This is a genomic window from Sphingomonas sp. SKA58, assembly GCF_000153545.1.
Classification (GTDB): Bacteria; Pseudomonadota; Alphaproteobacteria; order Sphingomonadales; family Sphingomonadaceae; genus Sphingobium; species Sphingobium soli.
On record NZ_CH959307.1, the window covers coordinates 663,190 to 683,104 of the forward strand.

The 19,915-nt window shown below is 63.2% G+C and carries 17 protein-coding genes; 10 read left to right on the forward strand and 7 right to left on the reverse strand.

All coding sequences use genetic code 11. The annotated features are described in order from the left end of the window. The first annotated feature begins 8 nt into the window (after nucleotides 1-8). Nucleotides 9-1,415: an efflux transporter outer membrane subunit gene (locus SKA58_RS12610; RefSeq protein ID WP_037543141.1), complete on the forward strand. Its 1,407-nt coding sequence runs from the start codon at nucleotides 9-11 to the stop codon at nucleotides 1,413-1,415. A 42-nt stretch (nucleotides 1,416-1,457) separates the two neighbouring features. Here SKA58_RS12610 and SKA58_RS12615 read toward each other — a convergent pair whose 3' ends face one another. From SKA58_RS12615 to SKA58_RS12630, 4 genes are all read right to left on the reverse strand, one after another. Next, on the reverse strand, nucleotides 1,458-2,051 hold the full coding sequence (locus tag SKA58_RS12615) for a nitroreductase family protein (RefSeq protein WP_009822830.1): 594 nt from the start codon (nucleotides 2,049-2,051) through the stop codon (nucleotides 1,458-1,460). 83 nt (nucleotides 2,052-2,134) lie between these two features. Beyond that, nucleotides 2,135-2,296 carry a hypothetical protein gene (locus SKA58_RS12620; protein ID WP_009822831.1) on the reverse strand — a complete coding sequence of 54 codons (162 nt, stop codon included), beginning with the start codon at nucleotides 2,294-2,296 and terminating at the stop codon, nucleotides 2,135-2,137. Nucleotides 2,297-2,654: 358 nt separating this feature from the next. Further along, entirely contained in the window at nucleotides 2,655-3,512 is an 858-nt protein-coding gene (locus SKA58_RS12625) for an SMP-30/gluconolactonase/LRE family protein (RefSeq protein WP_009822833.1), read from the reverse strand. Continuing rightward, a complete protein-coding gene (locus SKA58_RS12630) occupies nucleotides 3,512-4,660 on the reverse strand; it encodes an aldose epimerase family protein (RefSeq protein WP_009822834.1) in 1,149 nt (382 codons plus the stop codon). Before SKA58_RS12630 ends, SKA58_RS12625 begins: the two co-directional genes overlap by 1 nt. Nucleotides 4,661-4,784: 124 nt before the next feature. Between SKA58_RS12630 and SKA58_RS12635 the strand changes: the two genes are divergently transcribed. Further along, the gene (locus SKA58_RS12635) at nucleotides 4,785-6,092 is read left to right on the forward strand and encodes a sugar MFS transporter (RefSeq protein WP_009822835.1); all 1,308 of its coding nucleotides are present in this window, start codon (nucleotides 4,785-4,787) and stop codon (nucleotides 6,090-6,092) included. 90 nt (nucleotides 6,093-6,182) lie between these two features. Here SKA58_RS12635 and SKA58_RS12640 read toward each other — a convergent pair whose 3' ends face one another. After that, nucleotides 6,183-6,947: a FadR/GntR family transcriptional regulator gene (locus SKA58_RS12640; RefSeq protein ID WP_009822836.1), complete on the reverse strand. Its 765-nt coding sequence runs from the start codon at nucleotides 6,945-6,947 to the stop codon at nucleotides 6,183-6,185. 185 nt (nucleotides 6,948-7,132) lie between these two features. Here SKA58_RS12640 and araD1 point away from each other — a divergent pair, with 185 nt between their 5' ends. The 6 genes from araD1 (at nucleotide 7,133) to SKA58_RS12670 (ending at nucleotide 16,320) form a co-directional block, all read left to right on the forward strand. Beyond that, nucleotides 7,133-8,125 carry an AraD1 family protein gene (gene araD1 / locus SKA58_RS12645; protein WP_009822837.1) on the forward strand — a complete coding sequence of 331 codons (993 nt, stop codon included), beginning with the start codon at nucleotides 7,133-7,135 and terminating at the stop codon, nucleotides 8,123-8,125. 5 nt (nucleotides 8,126-8,130) lie between these two features. Further along, the gene (locus SKA58_RS12650; protein ID WP_009822838.1) at nucleotides 8,131-9,057 is read left to right on the forward strand and encodes a Gfo/Idh/MocA family protein; all 927 of its coding nucleotides are present in this window, start codon (nucleotides 8,131-8,133) and stop codon (nucleotides 9,055-9,057) included. Between the two features lie 21 nt (nucleotides 9,058-9,078). Next, a complete protein-coding gene (locus tag SKA58_RS12655; protein WP_009822839.1) occupies nucleotides 9,079-10,644 on the forward strand; it encodes an alpha-N-arabinofuranosidase in 1,566 nt (521 codons plus the stop codon). Nucleotides 10,645-10,747: 103 nt separating this feature from the next. Next, nucleotides 10,748-11,779 (forward strand): arabinan endo-1,5-alpha-L-arabinosidase, encoded by a 1,032-nt coding sequence (locus tag SKA58_RS12660; RefSeq protein WP_037543145.1) that lies wholly within the window; start codon nucleotides 10,748-10,750, stop codon nucleotides 11,777-11,779. 33 nt (nucleotides 11,780-11,812) lie between these two features. Further along, complete coding sequence (locus tag SKA58_RS12665; protein ID WP_009822841.1) at nucleotides 11,813-13,240, forward strand: glycoside hydrolase family 43 protein; 1,428 nt, start codon at nucleotides 11,813-11,815, stop codon at nucleotides 13,238-13,240. A 251-nt stretch (nucleotides 13,241-13,491) separates the two neighbouring features. Continuing rightward, on the forward strand, nucleotides 13,492-16,320 hold the full coding sequence (locus SKA58_RS12670; RefSeq protein WP_009822843.1) for a TonB-dependent receptor: 2,829 nt from the start codon (nucleotides 13,492-13,494) through the stop codon (nucleotides 16,318-16,320). 153 nt (nucleotides 16,321-16,473) lie between these two features. On the opposite strand, the gene hppD is transcribed toward SKA58_RS12670, so the two are convergent. Together hppD and phhA are read right to left on the reverse strand one after the other, a co-directional pair. After that, nucleotides 16,474-17,541, reverse strand: a complete 1,068-nt coding sequence (gene hppD / locus SKA58_RS12675) for a 4-hydroxyphenylpyruvate dioxygenase (protein ID WP_009822844.1) — start codon at nucleotides 17,539-17,541, stop codon at nucleotides 16,474-16,476. Continuing rightward, the gene (gene phhA / locus SKA58_RS12680) at nucleotides 17,538-18,407 is read right to left on the reverse strand and encodes a phenylalanine 4-monooxygenase (protein WP_009822845.1); all 870 of its coding nucleotides are present in this window, start codon (nucleotides 18,405-18,407) and stop codon (nucleotides 17,538-17,540) included. Before phhA ends, hppD begins: the two co-directional genes overlap by 4 nt. 94 nt (nucleotides 18,408-18,501) lie before the next feature. Between phhA and SKA58_RS12685 the strand changes: the two genes are divergently transcribed. Both SKA58_RS12685 and lptB read left to right on the forward strand, forming a co-directional pair. Further along, on the forward strand, nucleotides 18,502-18,975 hold the full coding sequence (locus tag SKA58_RS12685) for an Lrp/AsnC family transcriptional regulator (RefSeq protein ID WP_009822846.1): 474 nt from the start codon (nucleotides 18,502-18,504) through the stop codon (nucleotides 18,973-18,975). A gap of 109 nt (nucleotides 18,976-19,084) precedes the next feature. Beyond that, nucleotides 19,085-19,870: an LPS export ABC transporter ATP-binding protein gene (lptB, locus tag SKA58_RS12690; RefSeq protein ID WP_037543555.1), complete on the forward strand. Its 786-nt coding sequence runs from the start codon at nucleotides 19,085-19,087 to the stop codon at nucleotides 19,868-19,870. Nucleotides 19,871-19,915: the final 45 nt, after the last annotated feature.

Here is a 19,915-nt window from a genome sequence, read left to right on the forward strand (position 1 = left end):
CGAAAACCATGACAAGGCATTTCATTACGCTGCTGCTCGGCGCCAGTGCGCTGACCGCCTGTGCCGCCGGGCCGGACTATCGCCCGCCCGCACCGCCCGCCAGCGCAGCCGCCCCGTTCATCGGGGCGGCGGACCCGGCGGTCGCGCAGAGCCCGGCGCAGGATCATTGGTGGCGGCTCTATGACGATCCGCTGCTCGACACGCTGGTGCGCGATGCGCTGGCGGCCAATACCGACATCCGCGTCGCGGTCGCCCGGCTGGAGCGCGCCCGCGCCCAGCTGCGCGGTGCGCGGTCCAACCGCTTGCCCAGCACCACGCTCAGCGGATCGCCGACCTATGGCCGCGTGTCCCAGGCGCAGACACTGCCCGGCATGGACCGGGAAAACTGGACCATCGATATGGGGCTGGACGTCGCCTATGAGGTGGATTTGTTCGGCCGGGTCAAACGGTCGATCGAGGCGGCGCGTGGCGATGCCGCAGCGGCCGCCGCCGACGCCGATGCCGTGCGGGTCGCGGTGGTGGCCGATACGGTGCGCGCCTATGTCGACGCCACCGCCTCGGCCGAACGGATCGCTGTTGCCCGTCAGACGGTGGATTTGCTCGACCGGTCTTTACGCATCACCCAGGCGCGCTTTGACGTCGGCCGATCGGACCGGCTGGACGTGGTGCGGGTGACGTCGCTGCGCGATCAGCAAGCCGCGCTCATCCCGTCGCTGGAGGCCGACCGCAACGCCGCCCTGTTCCGCCTTGCCACATTGACCGGCCGTACGCCGCAGGACCTGCCGGACGCGGTGCGCGCGGCGCGGCAGACGCCCGACCTGACGCAGCCGATTCCGGTCGGCGACGGCCGCGCGCTGCTGGCGCGACGGCCCGACGTGAGGGCGGCGGAACGACGGCTGGCGGCCGACACGGCACGGATCGGCGTGGCGACGGCCGATCTCTACCCCCGCATCACCCTGGGCGGGTCGGTCGGTACGACGGCCATTGGCGGCGGCGACCTGTTTGGCGGCGGCCCGCTCAACTGGCTGCTGGGCCCGCTCATCAGTTGGGCTTTCCCCAATCAGGAGGCTAATCGCGCGCGGATCGCCGCAGCGCGCGCCGACGGCGACGTCGCGCTCGCCAGCTTCGACGGCACCGTCCTGCGCGCGCTGGAGGAAACGGAAACGGCGCTGTCCAATTACGCTCAGGCGCTGTCACGCCGCACCGCGCTACAAACCGCGCGGGATGAGGCCGCCCGCGCGGCGCGCATCAGCACCGCCCGCCAGCGCGAGGGACGGATCGACTTCCTGACCGTTCTCGATGCGCTGCGCACCCAGGCTGCCGCCGACGCGGACCTCGCCAGCGCGGACCGCAACGTCGCCTTCGCCCAGGTCGACCTGTTCCGCGCACTGGGTGGCGGCTGGAGGGAAGGCTAACCCAAGAAGGCGGGGCAACAAACCCCGCCTTCGTCTCCGATATCAGTCGCGAAAATTGCCGGCGAAGGCGAATTCATCGATCGGCTTGCGGCCGCTCGGCGTTTCGCGCGCCTGCAGATGGTCGGGCAGGATCGCCTTGTCCGCCCGCCGGCCGATAGCGACGGCGGCTTCCAGGCGGAAGCGGTCTGGTACGGCGAGTTCGATGCGGGCGCGGTCGAAATCGACCCCCGCCATGGCATGAGTATGATAGCCCATGCGCGTCGCCTGAAGCGCCAGCGCCAGCCATGCCGCACCCGCATCGAAACTATGGCTGTGCGAGGGCGTCCAGTCGGTGGACCCCGGCGCGGCGGTAAGCGTGTCAGACAACAGCATCATGAGCACTGATGCCTCTTTCGCCCAGACGCTGTTGCCCGGCACCAGCAGATCCAGGAAACGCGGCCAATCGGCGCTATCGCGATGCGCGTACAGGAACCGCCAGGGCTGATAATTGGAGGCCGACGGGGCCCAGCGCGCGGCGTCGAACAATGTATCGAGATCGGCCTGCGGCATTGCCGAGCCATCGAAAGCGCGCGGCGACCAGCGCTCCAGCAACAGGGGATCGACGGGACGAGTGACGGCGCGCGGGTCTGTGGCCATGATATGCCTCATGATGGTGGAAGTTACGCCATTCATGCCCGGCTCTCGCGTGGGAACGAAGCATTTATTTGGCAACGCAGCGTTTAACCGATGCTTTCCCCGAGACGCGACGACGCGCGCCGCATGTCCTCCGCTTCATGTTCAGTGTCATGGGTATCCAGCAAGGTGATCGCAGGGTCGCGGATCAAGGCCTGGGTCAGGCGGGTCCACCAGGATAGTGGCACCTCGGACTCAATATCGTTCATGGCTCTCCTTAGCGCCGACTCGTCGCGGCTTACTATCATTATGATAGAGATAAACCGGACAAGCAATGTTCGCCGCGCGGACAGAAATGCTTGCGTGCAGCACCTTGCCGTTAAAATGACGGTATATCGGGACAAGGGAGACATCGACCCGGACAGCCTTTGGACGCGTGCAGTTCGCCAAAGGCTGTCCGGGCGCAACATCATCTGCCTTGGAGGGGCAATGACAACGTTGTCCTCGCTTGTTAAAGGCATTTCCCGGCAAATGCAAGTGGGCTGATTGGCTTTGAATGGAATGAGAAAGGGAGCGCGTGTGCCAAGGCCCACCGCTCCCCCCTTCCCTATGAAATTTCGCGCTCTTTCAGCCGGCGAACAAATGCGTGGGCAAGCCCTTCACGCCGCAGTCGACCTCAAAAAAGCCGCCATCATGCTCGGAAGGATCGTCCAACCCGACAGTCGCGGAACTGACGAACATTCGATCGAGATCAGGGCCGGCAAAGCAGATATTGGTCACCTGCCGTGCCGGCAGGGCGATCGCGCGGTCCAACCGGCCATCAGGGGTGAAGCGGCTGACCCGGCTACCACCCCAATGCGCCACCCAGATATGGCCTTCGGCATCGACGGTCATGCCATCGGGATAGCCATCCGTCTCCGCGAACTGGATGAACGGTTCGCGATCCGTGGCCCCCTCCTCCGTCCGGCGGAGGCGGTATATCTGCCGCTTTGCCGTGTCGCTGTGATAGAGCCATTGGCCGCAGGGCGAGAAACAGGGGCCATTGGGCACCCGATATTCGCTGTCGATGACGGTCCAGCTGTGATCGGGCGCAAGGCGGTAAAGCGACCCGCGATCATGCTCTTCGGCCATGTCCATCGTGCCGCACCAGATATGGCCCTGGCGGTCGGCCTTGCCGTCGTTCATCCGGTTTCCCGGAAAGTGCGGTTCGGGGTCGCCGATGGGATCAATCGTCAGCGGGTCGAGCGTTAGCGCGGCAAAGCCGCTCTGAAAGCCGGCTATGAAACCGCCCGCCTGCCGTTCCGCCAGCCAGCCGAGCGGTTCCGGCATAGCAATGCGGGTGACAGCCCCGTCATCGAGCGACAGGCGGTTGAGCGCCGGGGCGAGGATGTCGACCCAGTAGACGGCGTTTCCCCGCGCCGACCACAATGTCCCCTCCCCCAATATGTCCGCGCCTTCGCGCGCGATCATCCGCCATTGCGGCATCAGCGCTTCACCGATAGCCGATAGATCATCTGGTGGTGATAGGGCTTGCCCGGATCGACCCGCGCCGACAGGAAGGATGGCTTGTTCGGCGCGTCGGGGAATTTCTGCGGCTCCAGCGCAATGCCGTCGCCCATCCGATACAGATGGCCGCCCTTGCCGACCAGCGTTCCGTCGAGGAAGTTGCCAGCGTAGAACTGCACGCCCGGCTCGGTCGTCAGCACTTCGAGCACCCGGCCCGACACCGGGTCTTCCAGCCGCGCGGCCAGTTCGGGCGTCCGGGTCGCCCCCTTGTCGAGCGCCCAATTATGGTCATAGCCCCGGCCATAGACGATCTGCTGGTCGCGGCCATCGCGAATGCCATCAGCAACGCGGCGCGGCATGCGGAAATCGAACACGCTGCCGTCGACCGGCTTCAATTCGCCCGTCGGGATGAGGTTGGCGTCGACCGGCGTGAAGGCCTTGGCGGGGATGGTCAATACATGACCCAGCGCCCCTTCGGGCGACCCTTCGCCTGCCAGGTTGAAAATGGCGTGGTTGGTCATGTTGACGATGGTCGGCTTGTCGGTCTTCGCGTCGAAGGCGATGCCCAGATTGCCGCTTTCGTCCAGCGTGTAGGTGACAGTAACGTCCAGCTTGCCAGGATAGCCCGCATCGCCATCGGGACTGGTGAGCGCCAGCACCGCCTTGGCGGTCGGCCCGCTCTTGATCGACACGACCTTCCAAACCTGCTTGTCAAAGCCCTTGCCGCCGCCGTGCAGCGAATTGACGTCATTGTCGTTTACCGGCAGCTGATAGGCCTTGCCGTCCAGGCTGAATTTGCCGCCGGCGATACGGTTGGCGTAGCGGCCAACGGTGACGCCGAAATAATTGGGATGGTCGGCATAATCCTTTGCGTCGTCATAACCGAGCAGCACATCCATGCTCTGCCCGTCCTTGCCCGGCGCCATCAGCGACTGGAGCGTCGCGCCATAGGTCAGGATTTTCGCCGTCACGCCCTGACCGTTGGTAAGCGTCAGCGTTTCGATGGCCGCGCCGTCGATCGTTCCGGCCGGCGCGCGGCTCGCTTCGGCGGCAAGCGCTGTTCCGCTTGCGAGGCTGAGGGCGAGCGCATATGACAACGCTGTTTTCAACGTGACGACCTTTCGCATTGGACTTCCTCCCGGTGACGCGCGCCCATTGACGGGCGGTTTCGCGGGATATACTCCGACAAAATTGGCGTGCGCAACCCTTGATCGGTCGCCCGCCGCCTGGAACTGCACTGGAGAAGGATGAATGGCAGGACCGATCTCGTCTGGCGCTGCGCCGGCCGCAACGCATAATCCCGGCACGCGCTACGGCCCCGCGCTCGCGCTGCTCGCCAGCCTCTTTTTCATGTGGGGCTTCATCACCGTCATCAACAACACATTGCTGCCGCATCTGCGCAGCGTGTTTGATCTGAGCTACACCCAGACGACGCTGATCGAATCGGTCTGGTTCATCGCCTATTTCTTCGCGTCCATCCCATCGGCCAAGCTGATCGAACGGGTGGGCTATCAAAAGTCGATGGTGATCGGTCTGCTCATCATGGCGGCGGGCGCGCTGGGCATGACGCTGGCGGCCTCCATTCCATCCTATGGCGTCACGCTGATCATGCTGTTCGTGATCGCCAGCGGCATCACGCTGTTGCAGGTTGCTGCCAACCCCTATGTCGCGGTCGTCGGCAAGCCCGAAACCGCCTCCTCGCGCCTCAACCTTGTGCAGGCGATGAACTCGGCGGGCACGATGCTGGCGCCGATGTTCGGGGCCTATCTGATCCTGGGCCGGTCCAAGGGCGGCACTGCGCAGGGCGAAGTCGTCCTCACCCAGGCCGAGCGACTCGCCGATGCGCAGTCGGTCATCCTGCCCTATGTGCTGGTCGCGATCGTGCTGACCGTCCTGGCCGTGGTCATCGCCCGCTTCCCCCTGCCCGCCATGGGCAATGCGACGCAGCGCCACAACAAGGAAGAACGCAAGAAGCATTCGCTGTGGAAGCACCGCAACCTGGTGTTCGGCATTCCCGCGATTTTCATCTATTTGATCGCAGAAATCGGCGTCGCCAACCTGTTCATCAATTTCGTCAGCCAGCCGCAGATCGCTAACCTGACCCATGAACAGGCCGGCAATTACCTGACCTTCCTGTGGGGCGGCATGATGGTCGGCCGCTTTGCGGGTTCCGCGATCATGCAGCGCTTCGATGCCGGCCATGTCCTCGCCGCCTTCTCGATCGGCGCGTTCATCGTGATGCTGGTAACGGTGTTCACTACAGGCCCCATCGCCATGTGGTCGCTGATCCTGGTCGGCCTGTTCCACTCGATCATGTTCCCGACCATCTTCACGCTCGGCATCAAGGGGCTTGGGCCCCTGACCGAGGAAGGATCGGGCTTGCTCATCATGGCGATCGCCGGCGGCGCGCTGGTGGTGGTGCAGGGTTGGCTGGCCGATCATTATGGTCTGCAGACCAGCTTCCTGCTGACCGCCGCCTGCGAACTCTATGTGCTCTTCTACGCGCTGTGGGGGTCGAAGACGACCAACGCGCTGCCGGACCAGCAAATCGAGGCGTAACGAGCCGAGGGGTCGCACCATCGGACAGGAAAAAGGGCCGGCGCTTGGGATATGCGCCGGCCCTTTTTTGCGTTCTGCTTTCTGTGCGCCTTATCGCTCCATCGCGCTCGCCGTGTCTTCGAGCGCGAGATCGACCAGTACGCCCATCGCCTCGGCCGCCGCCTTCGGGTCGCCCGCGACGATGGCGTCATAGACGCGAACATGATCGGGAATGGGATTGCGCGGCAGGGCGCGGGCGCGCTGCTTGAACTGGGTCGTCCAATTGACCGCCGCACCGATACTGGCCGTGAGCACCAGCAGGGCGTCATTGCACGTGGCGTTGAGGATCGCATTGTGAAAATCACGGTCGGCCGCGCGGCCGGCGTCGGTCGCCAGCGTATGACGACGCATCGCGGCGAGCGCGTCCTTCATGAGCTTGAGGTCATCCTTGTCGCGCCGCTGCGCCGCCAGCCGGGCCGCGGCCGGCTCGACGATGGCGCGCAATTCGAACAGGTCGCGCACGAACTGGATGTCAGGCTCCCCGGCAAAGGCCCAGGCCAGAACATCGGGATCCAGCAGGTTCCAGCGCGTGCGCGGCAGGACGCGCGTCCCCGCCTTGGGCCGGCTTTCGACCAGCCCCTTGGCGGTCAGCACCTGGATCGCCTCGCGATAGGCGCTGCGCGACACTTCCAACTCCTCGGCAAAAGCGACTTCGCCCGATAAGGTGTCTCCGGGTTGATATTGCCCCGACAAGATCGCGGTGCCCAGCTTGTGCGCGATCGCGCCGTGCAGCCGACGACCCGGCCCCCGCGTCGCCCGGTCCTTGCCGTTGCCAGTCGCCTCTTCCGCTCGCAACGACGGACTTTCTTTCACCATTCGGGCTCCTCCCCACCTTGATCCTTTGAGGCATAGTTCCCTCTAAAATACAATCATTGCCTTTGCCATCGCCTTGCAATATGTCGGAGTAATTGAGCTTCATCGCCTGAGCGACATATCGTCGCGCGGGCAGCAGCTATTTCGTCGGATCCAGCGCCGGCAGGGCGCGCGGGAGGAGAGTGTTCATGTCATTGCGTCTGTTGCAGCATCGTTCGGATTCGGGCGAGCGCGCCGTCATCGCTGCACAGGGCGATACCGCCTATCTTGTCCCCGGCTTCGCCAGCATCCGCGCACTGGCGCTCCATGCGATCGCGCAGGGCATCGATCTGGCGCAGGCGGTGACCGACGCCGGTCAGGGCAGTGCGATCGATATCGCAGCGGAATATGAGGCCGGCAGACTGCTTGCGCCGATCGACCATGATGATGGCGCCCATCTGCTGATGACCGGCACCGGCCTTACCCATCTCGGCTCGGCCGAAGGCCGCGACAAGATGCATCGCGAAGCCGCTGCGGCGGAAAAACAGACCGACTCCATGCGCATGTTTCTCGAAGGTCTGGAAGGCGGCAAGCCTGCGGACGGCGAAGTCGGACAGCAGCCCGAATGGTTCTACAAAGGGGACGGGTCGCAATTGGTCGATCCCGGCGCCCCCTTCACCATGCCCGCCTTCGCCCAGGATGGCGGTGAGGAACCGGAACTGGCTGGCATCTACCTGATCGGCGAGGATGGCACGCCTCACCGACTGGGGCTGGCGCTCGCCAATGAATTTTCCGACCATATCACCGAACGACACAATTATCTCTGGCTTGCCCATAGCAAGCTGCGCCAGGCTTCGCTGGGTCCGGAATTGCTGGTCGGCACGCCGCCCGAACATATCGAGGGGGCAAGCCGCATCCTGCGCAATGGCGAAGTGATCTGGGAAAAGCCCTTCCTGTCCGGCGAGGGCAACATGTCGCACAGCTTTGCCAATCTGGAACATCATCACTTCAAATATGACCTGTTTCGCCGCGCCGGCGACGTTCACGTCCATTTCTTCGGCACCGCCACCCTGTCCTTCAGCGACGGCGTGGCATGCCAGGAAGGCGATGTGTTCGAAATTCTCGCCGCGCCCTTCACCCTGCCGGTGCGCAACGAACTGAAGCGCGCCGCACCTGTCCAGGTCGCCGTCAAGACGCTCTGAGCGAGATGGACCCGATCCGTATCGCGATCGTCGGCATCGGCAAGATCGCGCGTGACCAGCATGTGCCGGCCATCCGAGGCAATGGTGCGTTCAGCCTGGCTGCAACCGTCAGCCCGCATGATGCGGGCCTGCCCGGCGTGCCCCATCATGCCAGTCTGGATGCGTTGCTGGCGCAGGGGCCGGCGGTGGATGCGGTCGCCCTCTGCACCCCGCCGCAAGTCCGCTATGAACTGGCCGCGCAGGCGCTGGGTCGCGGCGCGCATGTGTTCCTGGAAAAGCCGCCCGGCGCCACGCTCGCTGAAGTGGAAGCGCTGAAAACCCAAGCGGACAGGGTCGGCGCGACGCTGTTCGCGGCATGGCACAGCCGTTTTGCCGCCGGCGTCGCCCCCGCCCGCGCCTGGCTGGCCGAGCGCCGCATCGACAAGGTCTCGATCGTCTGGCGGGAGGATGTGCGCGTCTGGCATCCGGGGCAGGCATGGATCTGGCAGCCGGGCGGGCTTGGCGTGTTCGACCCCGGCATCAACGCCCTCTCCATCGTCACGCACATATTGCCCCGCCCCTTCTTCCTGAAGGACGCGACTTTGGTCCTGCCGGAAAACCGCGCCGCGCCGATCGCCGCCGACATCGCCTTTCGCGACACGGCGGGCGCGCCGATCCATATGGATCTGGACTGGCGGCAGACCGGACCGCAAAGCTGGAACATTGTCGTGGATACCGATGCCGGCGTGCTCAGGCTCAGTCAGGGCGGCGCGGTGCTGACCCTGCCCAGCGGGACCGAACATGGCGAAGATATCGAATATGCAGGACTCTACAGCCGCTTTTCCACGCTGATCCGTGGCGGCCGCAGTGACGTCGATACAGCGCCGCTACGGCTGGTCGCCGACGCCTTCCTGCGTGGCCGCCGCGAGACCACCGACCCTTTTCACGACTGATTGCAACAGGAGAGGACCGACATGATCAGTTATTTGCGCCGCGCGACCGCCGCGCTGCTGCTGGCGACGAGCGCGCTGGCGGCCCCGGCCATTGCCGACACCGACGGCACGCCGACCAGTGCGACCATCCACGCCGACACGCCCGGCCCGGTCTATGACCGACGAATCTTTACCCAATTTGCCGAACATCTGGGCAATGGCATCTACGGCGGCCTGTGGGTCGGCAATGACAAATCCATCCCCAACACCAACGGCTTTCGCAACGACGTCGTCGCGGCGCTGCGCAACCTGTCCGTGCCCGTCATCCGCTGGCCCGGCGGCTGTTTCGCCGACGAATATCACTGGCGCGAAGGCGTCGGTCCCAAGGCGAAGCGCCCGGTCAAGGTCAACACCCATTGGGGCGGCGTGACCGAGCCCAATAGCGTGGGCACCGACGAATTTTTCGAATTGCTGCGTCAGGTGGGGGCGGAAGCCTATGTCGCGGGCAATGTCGGCAACGGCACGCCACAGGAAATGGCCGAGTGGGTCGAATATATGACTGCGCCCGCCGGCACCCTGGCGGAAGAGCGCGCGAAGAACGGGCACAAGGAACCCTATGCGGTGCCCTATTTCGGCATCGGCAATGAACTATGGGGCTGCGGCGGCAATATGCGCGCCGAATATGCCGCCGACGTGACCCGCCGTTACGCCACTTTTATCAAGGCCCCGCGCGGCACGAAAATCCTGAAGATTGCGGCCGGCGCCAATGTCGATGACTATAATTGGACCGAAACGATGATGCGGGTCGCGGCCGACCAGCTGGACGCGCTTTCGCTCCATTATTACACTCTGCCCCAAGGTGGCTGGCCTCCCAAGGCCGATCCGGTCAATTTCGGCGAGACCGAATGGGCCGACACCCTGGCCAAGGCCGTCCATATGGACGAGCTGATCACCAAGCATGTCGCGATCATGGACAAATATGACCCCAAGAAGCGGGTCTTCCTGGCGGTCGATGAATGGGGCACCTGGTATGCGCAGGACCCCGGCACGCATCCCGGCTTCCTGCGCCAGCAGAATACGCTGCGCGACGCGCTGGTCGCCTCGGTCCATCTCGACATTTTCGCCAAGCATGCCGACCGCGTACGAATGACCGCCATTGCGCAGATGGTGAATGTGCTTCAGGCAATGATCCTGACCGACGGCAAGAAGATGGTGCTGACCCCCACCTATCATGTCTTCGAGATGTACAAGCCGTGGCAGGACGCGACTGTGCTGCCGATCGAGCTTGACACGCCATGGTATGGAAAGGGGCAATTCACCATGCCGGCAGTGAGCGGTTCGGCCGTGCGTGGCAAGGACGGCAAGGTGCATGTCGGCCTGTCCAACCTGGACCCGAACCAGCCCAACACAGTGACGGTGAAGCTGGACGGCCTCAACGCCGCGACGGTGGCCGGCCGCATCCTGACGGCGTCGGCGATGAATGCGCACAACAGCTTCGATGCGCCTGAAACGATCAAGCCCGCGCCGTTCACCGGGGCGCAGGTCAGCGGCGGCACGCTCAGCGTCACCCTGCCGCCCAAATCGGTCGTGGTGCTCGACCTGCAATGACAGTTTGGAGCGGGCGGAGGGTGGAATCGCCGCCCGCTCCATCCCCTTTGTCGTCGCTCCATGGCGGGGCGGCGGCACGCATCTGAATGAAGGAGAGGCCGCCATGGTCCGATCGATCCTCTGCGCCTGGGCGGGCCTTGCCCTTTTCGCCGCGCCGGCCTGCGCGCAATCCTCCGCCGATGCCGCCGACGCGTCGCTCAACAGCCGCTTGGCGGGCGACCTTACGCCAACCCATGACCCGGTCATCATCCGCGAAGGCGGCATCTATCATGTGTTCAGCACTGGCCACGGCAAGCGACTGATCGAAACGCGCACCTCCTCCGACCTTGTCCACTGGAAAGCCGGCGACCCCGTCTTCACTGCCCTGCCCGCTTGGGCAAGTCAGGCGATTCCAGGCAGCAACGGCATGTGGGCGCCCGACATCAGCTTCGTCGATGGTCGCTATCGCCTCTATTATTCGGTCTCGACCTTCGGCTCCAACCGGTCGGCGATCGGCCTTGCCACCTCAAGGACGCTGGATCGCGCCTCGCCCGACTATGGCTGGCGCGACGAAGGGATGGTGGTCCTGTCGACGAAGGAAGATGATTACAACGCAATCGACCCCAATTTCATCATCGACCGGCAAGGACGTCACTGGTTGACGCTGGGCAGTTTCTGGACCGGCATAAAGCTGTTCGAGCTCGACCCGAAAACCGGCAAGCCCAAGGATCCGGAGGCCAGGCCCATCAGCATTGCCCGCCGCCCGGCTCCAGCCGGGGGCCCTGCTCCGGTGGAAGCGCCCTTCATTATCGACCATGGCGGTTATTACTGGCTGATGGTCAGCTATGATTATTGCTGCAAGGGCGTGAACAGCACATATTATACCGTGATCGGCCGATCGAAGGAAATTACGGGCCCCTATGTGGGGAGGGATGGCAGCAAGCTGATGGAAGGGGGCGGAACCATCTTCCTGCGCGCCGATCTTCAGGAACAGCAGCGCTGGCGCGGCCCGGGTCATGCCGGCTGGCTGCATGACACGGACGGCAAGGACTATGTCGTCTATCACGCCTATGACAAACAGGCGGACGGCGCGCCGACCCTGCGCATCGCGCCGGTGACATGGGGGGCTGACGGATGGCCCGTAGCACAATATTGATCCTTATTAGTCTGACTTAACCGGAGAAACCTGATGTCTTTCGCCCTGTCCCGTCGCGGCTTCATCGGTAGCGCTGCCGCCCTGTCGGCAGCGCCGGCCGCAGTGCGTGCGGCCAAGGCCGACGCCGCCGCCCCGGTGCCCGTCAACCCACTGGTCAAGAACCGCGCCGATGCGCAGATTTTCCGTCACGAAGACGGCTATTATTACATGACCGGCTCCGTGCCTGAATATGACCGGCTTGTTCTGCGCCGCTCCAAGACCATCGCCGGTCTTGCGACAGCCAAGGAAGCGGTGCTGTGGCGGCATGAAGCCAGCGGGCCGCGCTCCGGCTTCCTCTGGGCGCCCGAACTGCATCAGATCGACGGCGTCTGGTATATGTATTTCGCCGCTGGCCCGAGCGGCGGCGGGGACGACGTGTTCCGCATCCGCACCTATGCGGTGGTGTGTGACGGTGCCGATCCCATGACCGGGAAATGGCGCGTGCTGGGCGAATTGCAGACGCCGTGGGACAGCTTCAATCTCGATTCCACCATCTTCGTCCACAAGGGCGTGCGCTACATGGCCTGGGCGCAGCGCGAACCCGGCATCGACACCAATTCCAATCTCTATATCGCGCCGATGAAGACGCCGCTGACGTTCAGCGCCCAACCCGCGCGGCTCACCGTCCCGACGCTCGACTGGGAAGTGCGCGGCTACAAGGTGGGGGAGGCGCCCGCGATCCTTCATCGCAATGGCCGCCTGTTCATGACCTATTCGGCCAGCGCGACCGATGCGCGCTATTGCCTGGGATTGCTCACCGCCGACGAAAATGCCGATCTGATGGACCCCAAAAGCTGGACCAAGTCCAAGCAGCCGGTGTTCGTCACCAATTCCCAGACCAGCGTCTATGGCCCCGGCCACAACAGCTTTACGGTCGACGAACAGGGCCGCGACATGCTGGTCTATCACGGCCGTGACTATGAGGAGATCAAAGGCGACCCGCTGTTCAACCCGGACCGCCACACCCGGGTCCAGCGCCTCTATTATACGGCCGATGGCACGCCCGATTTCGGCGTGCCGGTGGGCAATGGCCCCCTGCCCGAGCGCTTCGTGTCCGCCGCGAACCCGGCCGCGTTGCTGGCGCATGAAGGCACGCGCCTGATCGGCGGCAACCCATCGCTGGCGCAGACGCAGTTCCGCCAGACGAAGGGTCGCGCAGGCAAGGACAGCATCATGCTCTCGCCCATTCTCATGCCGGACCATTATCTGGTCGCTGCCAAGGATGGCACCGTGACGCTGCAACCCGACAGCAAGAGCGCGGACTTTTCGCTGCGTAGCCAGTTTGTGCGCCTGGAGGAAAAGGGGCAGGGCCTGCTGCGGCTCGCCGCCGTCGCCGCACCGGGCAAGGCCATCGGCATGGTCGATGGCCAGGTCGCCCTCGTTGCCAGCCGCGACAACTCCGCCTATTGGCGGGCGGACTGACAATCCACTAAGTCAGACAAACGGCCATCATTCAGAATGCCGGCGGTCCGAACGGTCGCCGGCTTTTTGCATATTTTTGCGGTCTTCCGTCCCGCTTTCAGCCCAATATGCAGCATAAATGTCACTGACCCAGGCCATCCTACATAGTGGGCCGATTTTCCACTTGCGCTTCATTTGTCGGAGCAATAATTAGTCGGAGTAATCGAAACATGGGCATGGCGTATGCGCCAGCCCCTTGGGGAGGATATCCGATGGCTTTGAAGTCCGTCATTTTTGGTTCCACATCCATGGTTGCGCTGATGCTGGCGGGTGCCGCGCAAGCGCAGACCGTGCCCGACTCCGCCGCCGCGCCGCAGGCGGACGATGAGGTCAACGAAATCGTCGTGACCGGCGTGCGCGCGTCGATCGTGGGTGCGCTGAATGTCCGCAGGGAATCAACGCAGATCGTCGATTCGATCGTGTCGGAAGATGTCGGCAAGCTGCCCGACAATAATGTTGTCGAAGCGCTTCAGCGCGTGACCGGCATTCAGGTCACCGATCGTGCGGGTGGCGAGACAGCGACGATCACCATTCGTGGCCTGACGGATCCGCTTACCACCCTCAATGGCCGCAATATCTTCACAGCAGCAGGCACATCCTTCGCGCTCCAGGATATTTCGGCGAACCTTGTCAGCCGTGTCGACGTCTACAAGACCCGTTCGGCCGACCAGCTGGAAACCGGCCTGGCCGGCCAGATCGACGTGCAGACCCGTCGCCCGCTCGACTTTGATGGCTTCACCATCTCCGGTCTCGCGCGCGGCATTTATTCCGAACTGGCGGACAAGGTGAACCCCAACGTGGCGCTGCTGGTCAGCGATCGTTGGGAAACCGGGATCGGCGACATCGGCATCCTGGTGAATGCCAGCTTCACCCGCGCTGAATATCGCAACCAGAATCTCCAGGCCGGCGCGATGGTGCCGTTCGCGACGGAAAATCCGCCAGAAGGATCTGGCCTCACTCCGCTTCAGCGCATCTTCCCGGGCGATCGCAACCAGAACTGGACGCCGGGCCTCGATGCTGGCCTACCTACCGCGCCGGGCTCCACGCTTAACATCAATGGCGTCGAGACACCCTATTATCTCTCGCGCGACGCCGTCATCGCGTCGGACCTCTACGGCAAGCGCGAGCGGCCATCGATCAACGCCGCGCTGCAATGGGCGCCCAATGACAGCTCGGTCTACACCGCCGAAGTCTTCTACACCGGCTTCCGCGGCGAAACATTCAACAGCCTGCACTTCAGCTTCGCCGACTGGTGGGGCGACCTGCCGGCCGACGTGGCGAACAGCTTCGAGCTGTATGACGGCACGAACATCATCAAGTCGCGCCGAATGGGCTCGGTCGCCGGCTTCAACAGCGGCGACATGGCAACCAATCGCACGGACAGCTATGTCTATGCCCTGAACGCGAAATGGGACGTCGGCTCGCAAGGTAAGATTTCCGCTGACGTCGCCTATCAGGACAGCAAGAACGAAACCTCCTTCTTCGCCATCCGCACCGATCGCGGTCCGCTTGATCTGGATGTCGATTTCAATGCCGGGGGTGGCTTGCCCGCCTACAGCTTCGGCAATCAGGATGTGCTGACGGACGCGAGCCAGTGGACCGTTGGCAACCTGTTCGACAGCGGCACCAAGAATACCGGCAGCGCGCTTACGCTCATGCTGGATGGCGAATATAAGTGGGACGAAGGCTTCCTGCGCCGCATCAAGGCGGGCTTCCGCTACGATGATCGCAAGGCCGACAGCTTCGTCCGCGATCAGGGCGCCGGCGGGCTGGGGGTGACTCTGGACGCCTTTGGCGAAGGCACGCCCTTCACCAACAGCGGTTTCTTCGATGGCCGCGCCGACATTCCCACCAGCTGGGTGCTGGCCGATCCGCGCAGCATGAACAAGGACGCCGTTCGTCAGCTGTATCGCGCCGTCGAGCCGGGCCTTCTGCTATCGGACCAGATGACGTTCGGGCGCGTGTTCAGCATCAACGAATCCAACCTTGCCGCCTATATCCTTGCAGATGGGGAGTTGGAGCTTTTCGGGCGGCCGCTCCAGCTTCAGGCCGGCGTGCGCTTCGTCGCGATCGACACGCTGTACGACTATTTCGATCGGGGCAATGATTTCGCCCGGACGACGGTGTCGACGGGGTCGGAGAAATTCCTGCCGTCCTTCACCGCGCGCTACAATATCACCGACAATCTGCGCATTCGCTTCAATTACGGGGAAACGCTGCGCCGTCCCGCCTTTGGCGATCTCAATCCAAATCTCTCGCTGACCGGCGATCTGTCGCGTATCGGCTTCGGCACGGGTTCGGCGGGCAATGCCAATCTGCGGCCCACGCATTCGAAGAATATGGACTTGGCGCTCGAGTGGTATTTCGAACGCAACAGCGCGATTTATGTGACGGCGTTCCAGCGCAAGATTGACGGGCTGGTCGTCCCGCTGACTGTGCGCGAATTCATCCCGAACAACTATCTGCCGCGCAACGAAACCTATACCGAATTCTTCAATATCACGCGTCCGGCCAATGCCTCCGACGGGACGCTCAAGGGGCTGGAAGTGGGGCTGACCTATTTCCCGTCCTATCTGCCCAGCGTATTAAACGGCCTCGGCTTCACGGGCAGCGCGACGATCCTGGATTCCGAACAGACCATCCCGGTCGTCAACAACGCAGGTGAGATCACCGGCACTACCAAGTCTGCCTTCTTCGGCGTGTCGAAGCTCTCCTACAATGCGACGCTCGCCTATGATAATGGTCCGATCGGCGCGCGTCTGTCCTATATCTGGCGCAAGGGCTTCCTGAACAACAATGAAGGCCGGTCTTTTGCGAACCCGATCGGCTTCTGGCGCGCGCCAGAAAAGAGCTTGGACTTCCAGCTGACCTGGAACGTCAATGACGACATCGGCATCACCTTCGACGCCGTCAATCTGACCAAGGCCAAGCAGCAGAATTACTATAAGTTCGGCGACGTCGGCAATCCGACGGAATTCAACAGTAGCACGCTGCTGATCGACCGCACTTTCGCCTTGGGCGTTCGCTTCAAATTCGACTGAGTGCCCGGCAGGGCGCGGTGTCTCCTCACCGCGCCTTGTCTCCATGGCGGTCGGTCCGGGAAGTCTCTCCAATTCCCGGACCGGCCGCCATTTTATTTGGCGGAAAGTTGTTTTGCGCACGCCCCGGCCGCTCGCCGGGCGGCATCGGCTCGCTCAGCTATCGACGCTGATCACCCCGCGGCGGATCTGGTCGAGTTCGATGCTTTCGAACAGGGCCTGGAAATTGCCGTTGCCAAAGCCTTCATTGCCCTTGCGCTGGATGATCTCGAAAAAGATCGGGCCGAACATATTCTCCGTGAAAATCTGGAGCAGGATGCCCTCGCTTTCGATATCACCGTCGATCAGGATGCGGTTCCGGCGCAGCCGTTCCAGATCCTCGCCATGGCCGGGCACGCGCTTGTCGACCAGTTCATAATAGGTTTCGATCGTATCCTGCAGCCGCACGCCGCGCGCGCGCAGCTTTTCCACCGTGTCATAGATATTGTCGGTCGTGAGCGCGAGATGCTGGATACCCTCGCCATGATAGTCGCGGATGAACTCTTCGATCTGGCTCTTGTCGTCCTGGCTTTCATTCAAGGGAATGCGGATCGCGCGATCGGGTGCGATCATCGCCTGGCTGGTGAGGCCGGTCGCCTTGCCCTTGATGTCGAAGAATTTCTGCTCCTCGAAATTGAAGAGCGTGCGGTAGAATTCGCTCCACACGCGCATCTGGCCGCGCCGCACATTGTGGGTCAGGTGGTCCAGCAGGTCCAGCCCGACGCTGTTGGCCGCTTCCTTGTCGCGCCAGCCGGGCATCTCCGCCCAATTGGCATACAGATCCTCGCCATCCTTGATGAAATAGAGATAGGCACCGCCAATCCCTTCGATCACCGTGTCATCCTCTTCCGTGGCCTTGGCCCCATGATCGAGCGCCCAGGCAAGCGCCGCTTGCGGATCGGCCACACGGAAGGCCATGGCGCTGGCGGACGGTCCATGCACCCCGCGAAAGGCAGCAACCCGCCCGGCATCGTCCCGGTTCAGCATCAGGTTGATGCGCCCCTGCTTGTAACGGGTGATATTCTTGGTCGGATGACGATGGGTCGCGGTAAAGCCCAGCGCCTCGAACTGCGCGGCCATGGCGTCGGGATCGGGCGAGGTGAATTCGACGAATTCGAACCCGTTGAGGCCCAGCGGGTTGGTGGATGCAGCGTCGGGCTGCTGGTCCAACATGGTGGCGGTCATAAAGGCTCCTCTTCCTTCTGTCTGGCATAGGCCTGAGTGCCGCGCGTCAGCACACGGTCCTCAGGCGCGATGGTATCAGTGTCATAATCAGGCAGCGCGACGAGATCGGCGTAGAGCGGGGCGAAATCCGTCTCCGTCGTTTGCGCCAGCAACTGCTCGAAACTGTCGATGACGAAATAGCTCTGCTGGAAATCGTCGATGCGATAGCGGGTGCGCATGATCCGTCGCAGGTCAAAGCCGATGCGGTTGGGCGACGGATCCTCCAGCGCGAAATGCGATTCGGCGTTGGATGACACGATCCCCGCGCCATAAAGGCGCAGGCCCGCATCCGTCTGGATCAAGCCGAATTCGACCGTATACCAGTAAAGCCGCGCCAGCTTCGCGATGGCGCCCATTCCGTCCGCACGCAGTCCGCCGCGGCCGTAGGCCTGCATATAATCGGCGAACACAGGGTTGGCGAGCAGCGGCACATGGCCGAACACATCGTGGAAGATATCCGGTTCCTGAAGATAATCCTCCTGTTCGGGCGTGCGAATGAACCGACCGGCCGGAAAGCGCCGGTTGGCGAGATGATCGAAGAATATGCGGTCGGGCACCAGCCCCGGAACCGCGACCACTTCCCATCCCGTCGCCGCGCGTAGCCGCTCGTTGAGCGCGGTAAATTCCGGTATGCCCGGGCGGTCCATGCGCAAAATGTCGAGACCCTGGAGAAATTCGGGGACCACCCGCCCCTCCAGCATCGCCGCCTGTCGTTCGAACAGCCGGTCCCACATCGCATGATCGCCCGCGTCATAGGCGGTCCAATCCTGCGAAATTGTCCAGTCGGCTGCCGCGCCGACGGGCGGATTTTGGGCGTCCATCTCCATATGCGCATCATCGCAAACGACGCGCGAAAATGCTTTTCAAAATCCCGGCAGCTTGCAGCCTGACTGAAAGCGATGTTCGTGATATGCCAATCGCATGACAAATTTACCCAGCCTCGACCTGCTAGACCGCCGTATCCTTTCGGAATTGCAGCGCGACGCGACGCTCAGCAACGCCGAACTCGCCGAACGGGTCGGGAGCACCGGCCCGTCCTGCTGGCGGCGCGTCCGTGCGATGCAGGATCAGGGCCTGCTAAGGCGCGCGGTGTGGATCGCCGATCCCAATGCGCTGGGGCAGGGCGTCATTGTGCTGTGCCATGTGCGGATGAAGGAATTTTCCGCCGAAGCCATTGCCGCGTTCGAGGATTTCGTGCGCGCCCACGAACAGGTGATGGAATGCTATTCGATGTCGGGCGAATGGGATTATCTGCTGCGCGTCGTCGCGTCCGACGTCGCGGACTATGAACATTTCCTGATGCGCACCTTACTCAAACATCCGTCGGTGGCAGGCGCATCGTCGCAATTTGCGCTGTCGACGACCAAATATGAGACAGCCTTGCCGATCCGCTAAGCCGGGATTTTACTCTTGCTCCCATCCTGTTACCATGCACAAAGCTTGCCAGCCGCGCGAGGACTGCCAATCCATGCGCGCGAACCCATGGCTCGCCAAGGATGACAGGATGCACGACGTGACCGTTCAGGACCGGCCGACCCCGGCCCACCCCCTCGCCCCGCAGGAAGTGGGCGATGGCCTGTCCGTCATCTCGATCGCCAAAAGCTATGACAAGCGCGTGGTGCTGTCCGACGTGTCCTTGACCGTGGGCAAGGGCGAAGTGGTCGGCCTGCTCGGCCCCAATGGCGCGGGCAAGACGACCTGTTTCTATTCGGTCATGGGGCTGGTCCGCCCCGATCGCGGCCGCATCGTGCTGGACGGGCAGGACATCACCGGCCTGCCCATGTATCGCCGCGCGATTCTGGGCCTGGGTTATCTGCCACAGGAAACCTCGATTTTTCGGGGGCTGAGCGTGGCGCAGAATATCAGCGCGGTGCTGGAACTGGCCGAACCGGACAAGGCGGCCCGCGCGGCGCGGCTTGAACAACTGCTCGATGAATTCGGCCTCACCCGGCTGCGTGATTCGTCTGCCATGGCGCTGTCGGGCGGTGAGCGTCGCCGCTGTGAAATCGCCCGTGCCCTGGCGGCCAACCCCTCGATCGTGCTGCTCGACGAACCCTTTGCCGGCATCGACCCCCTGTCGATAGCCGACATTCGCGATCTGGTGAAGGACCTCAAGAATCGGGGCATCGGCGTTCTCATCACTGACCATAATGTGCGCGAAACGCTGGAAATCGTCGATCGCGCATGCATCATCTATGGCGGTCAGGTGCTGTTTGCCGGCAATCCGACCGAACTGGTCGCCAATACTGAAGTCCGCCGCCTGTATCTGGGCGAAAATTTCCAGCTGTAACATGGGGCGGGGGCGGCCTTTCCTCCTCGACCGGGCGCTCGCCTG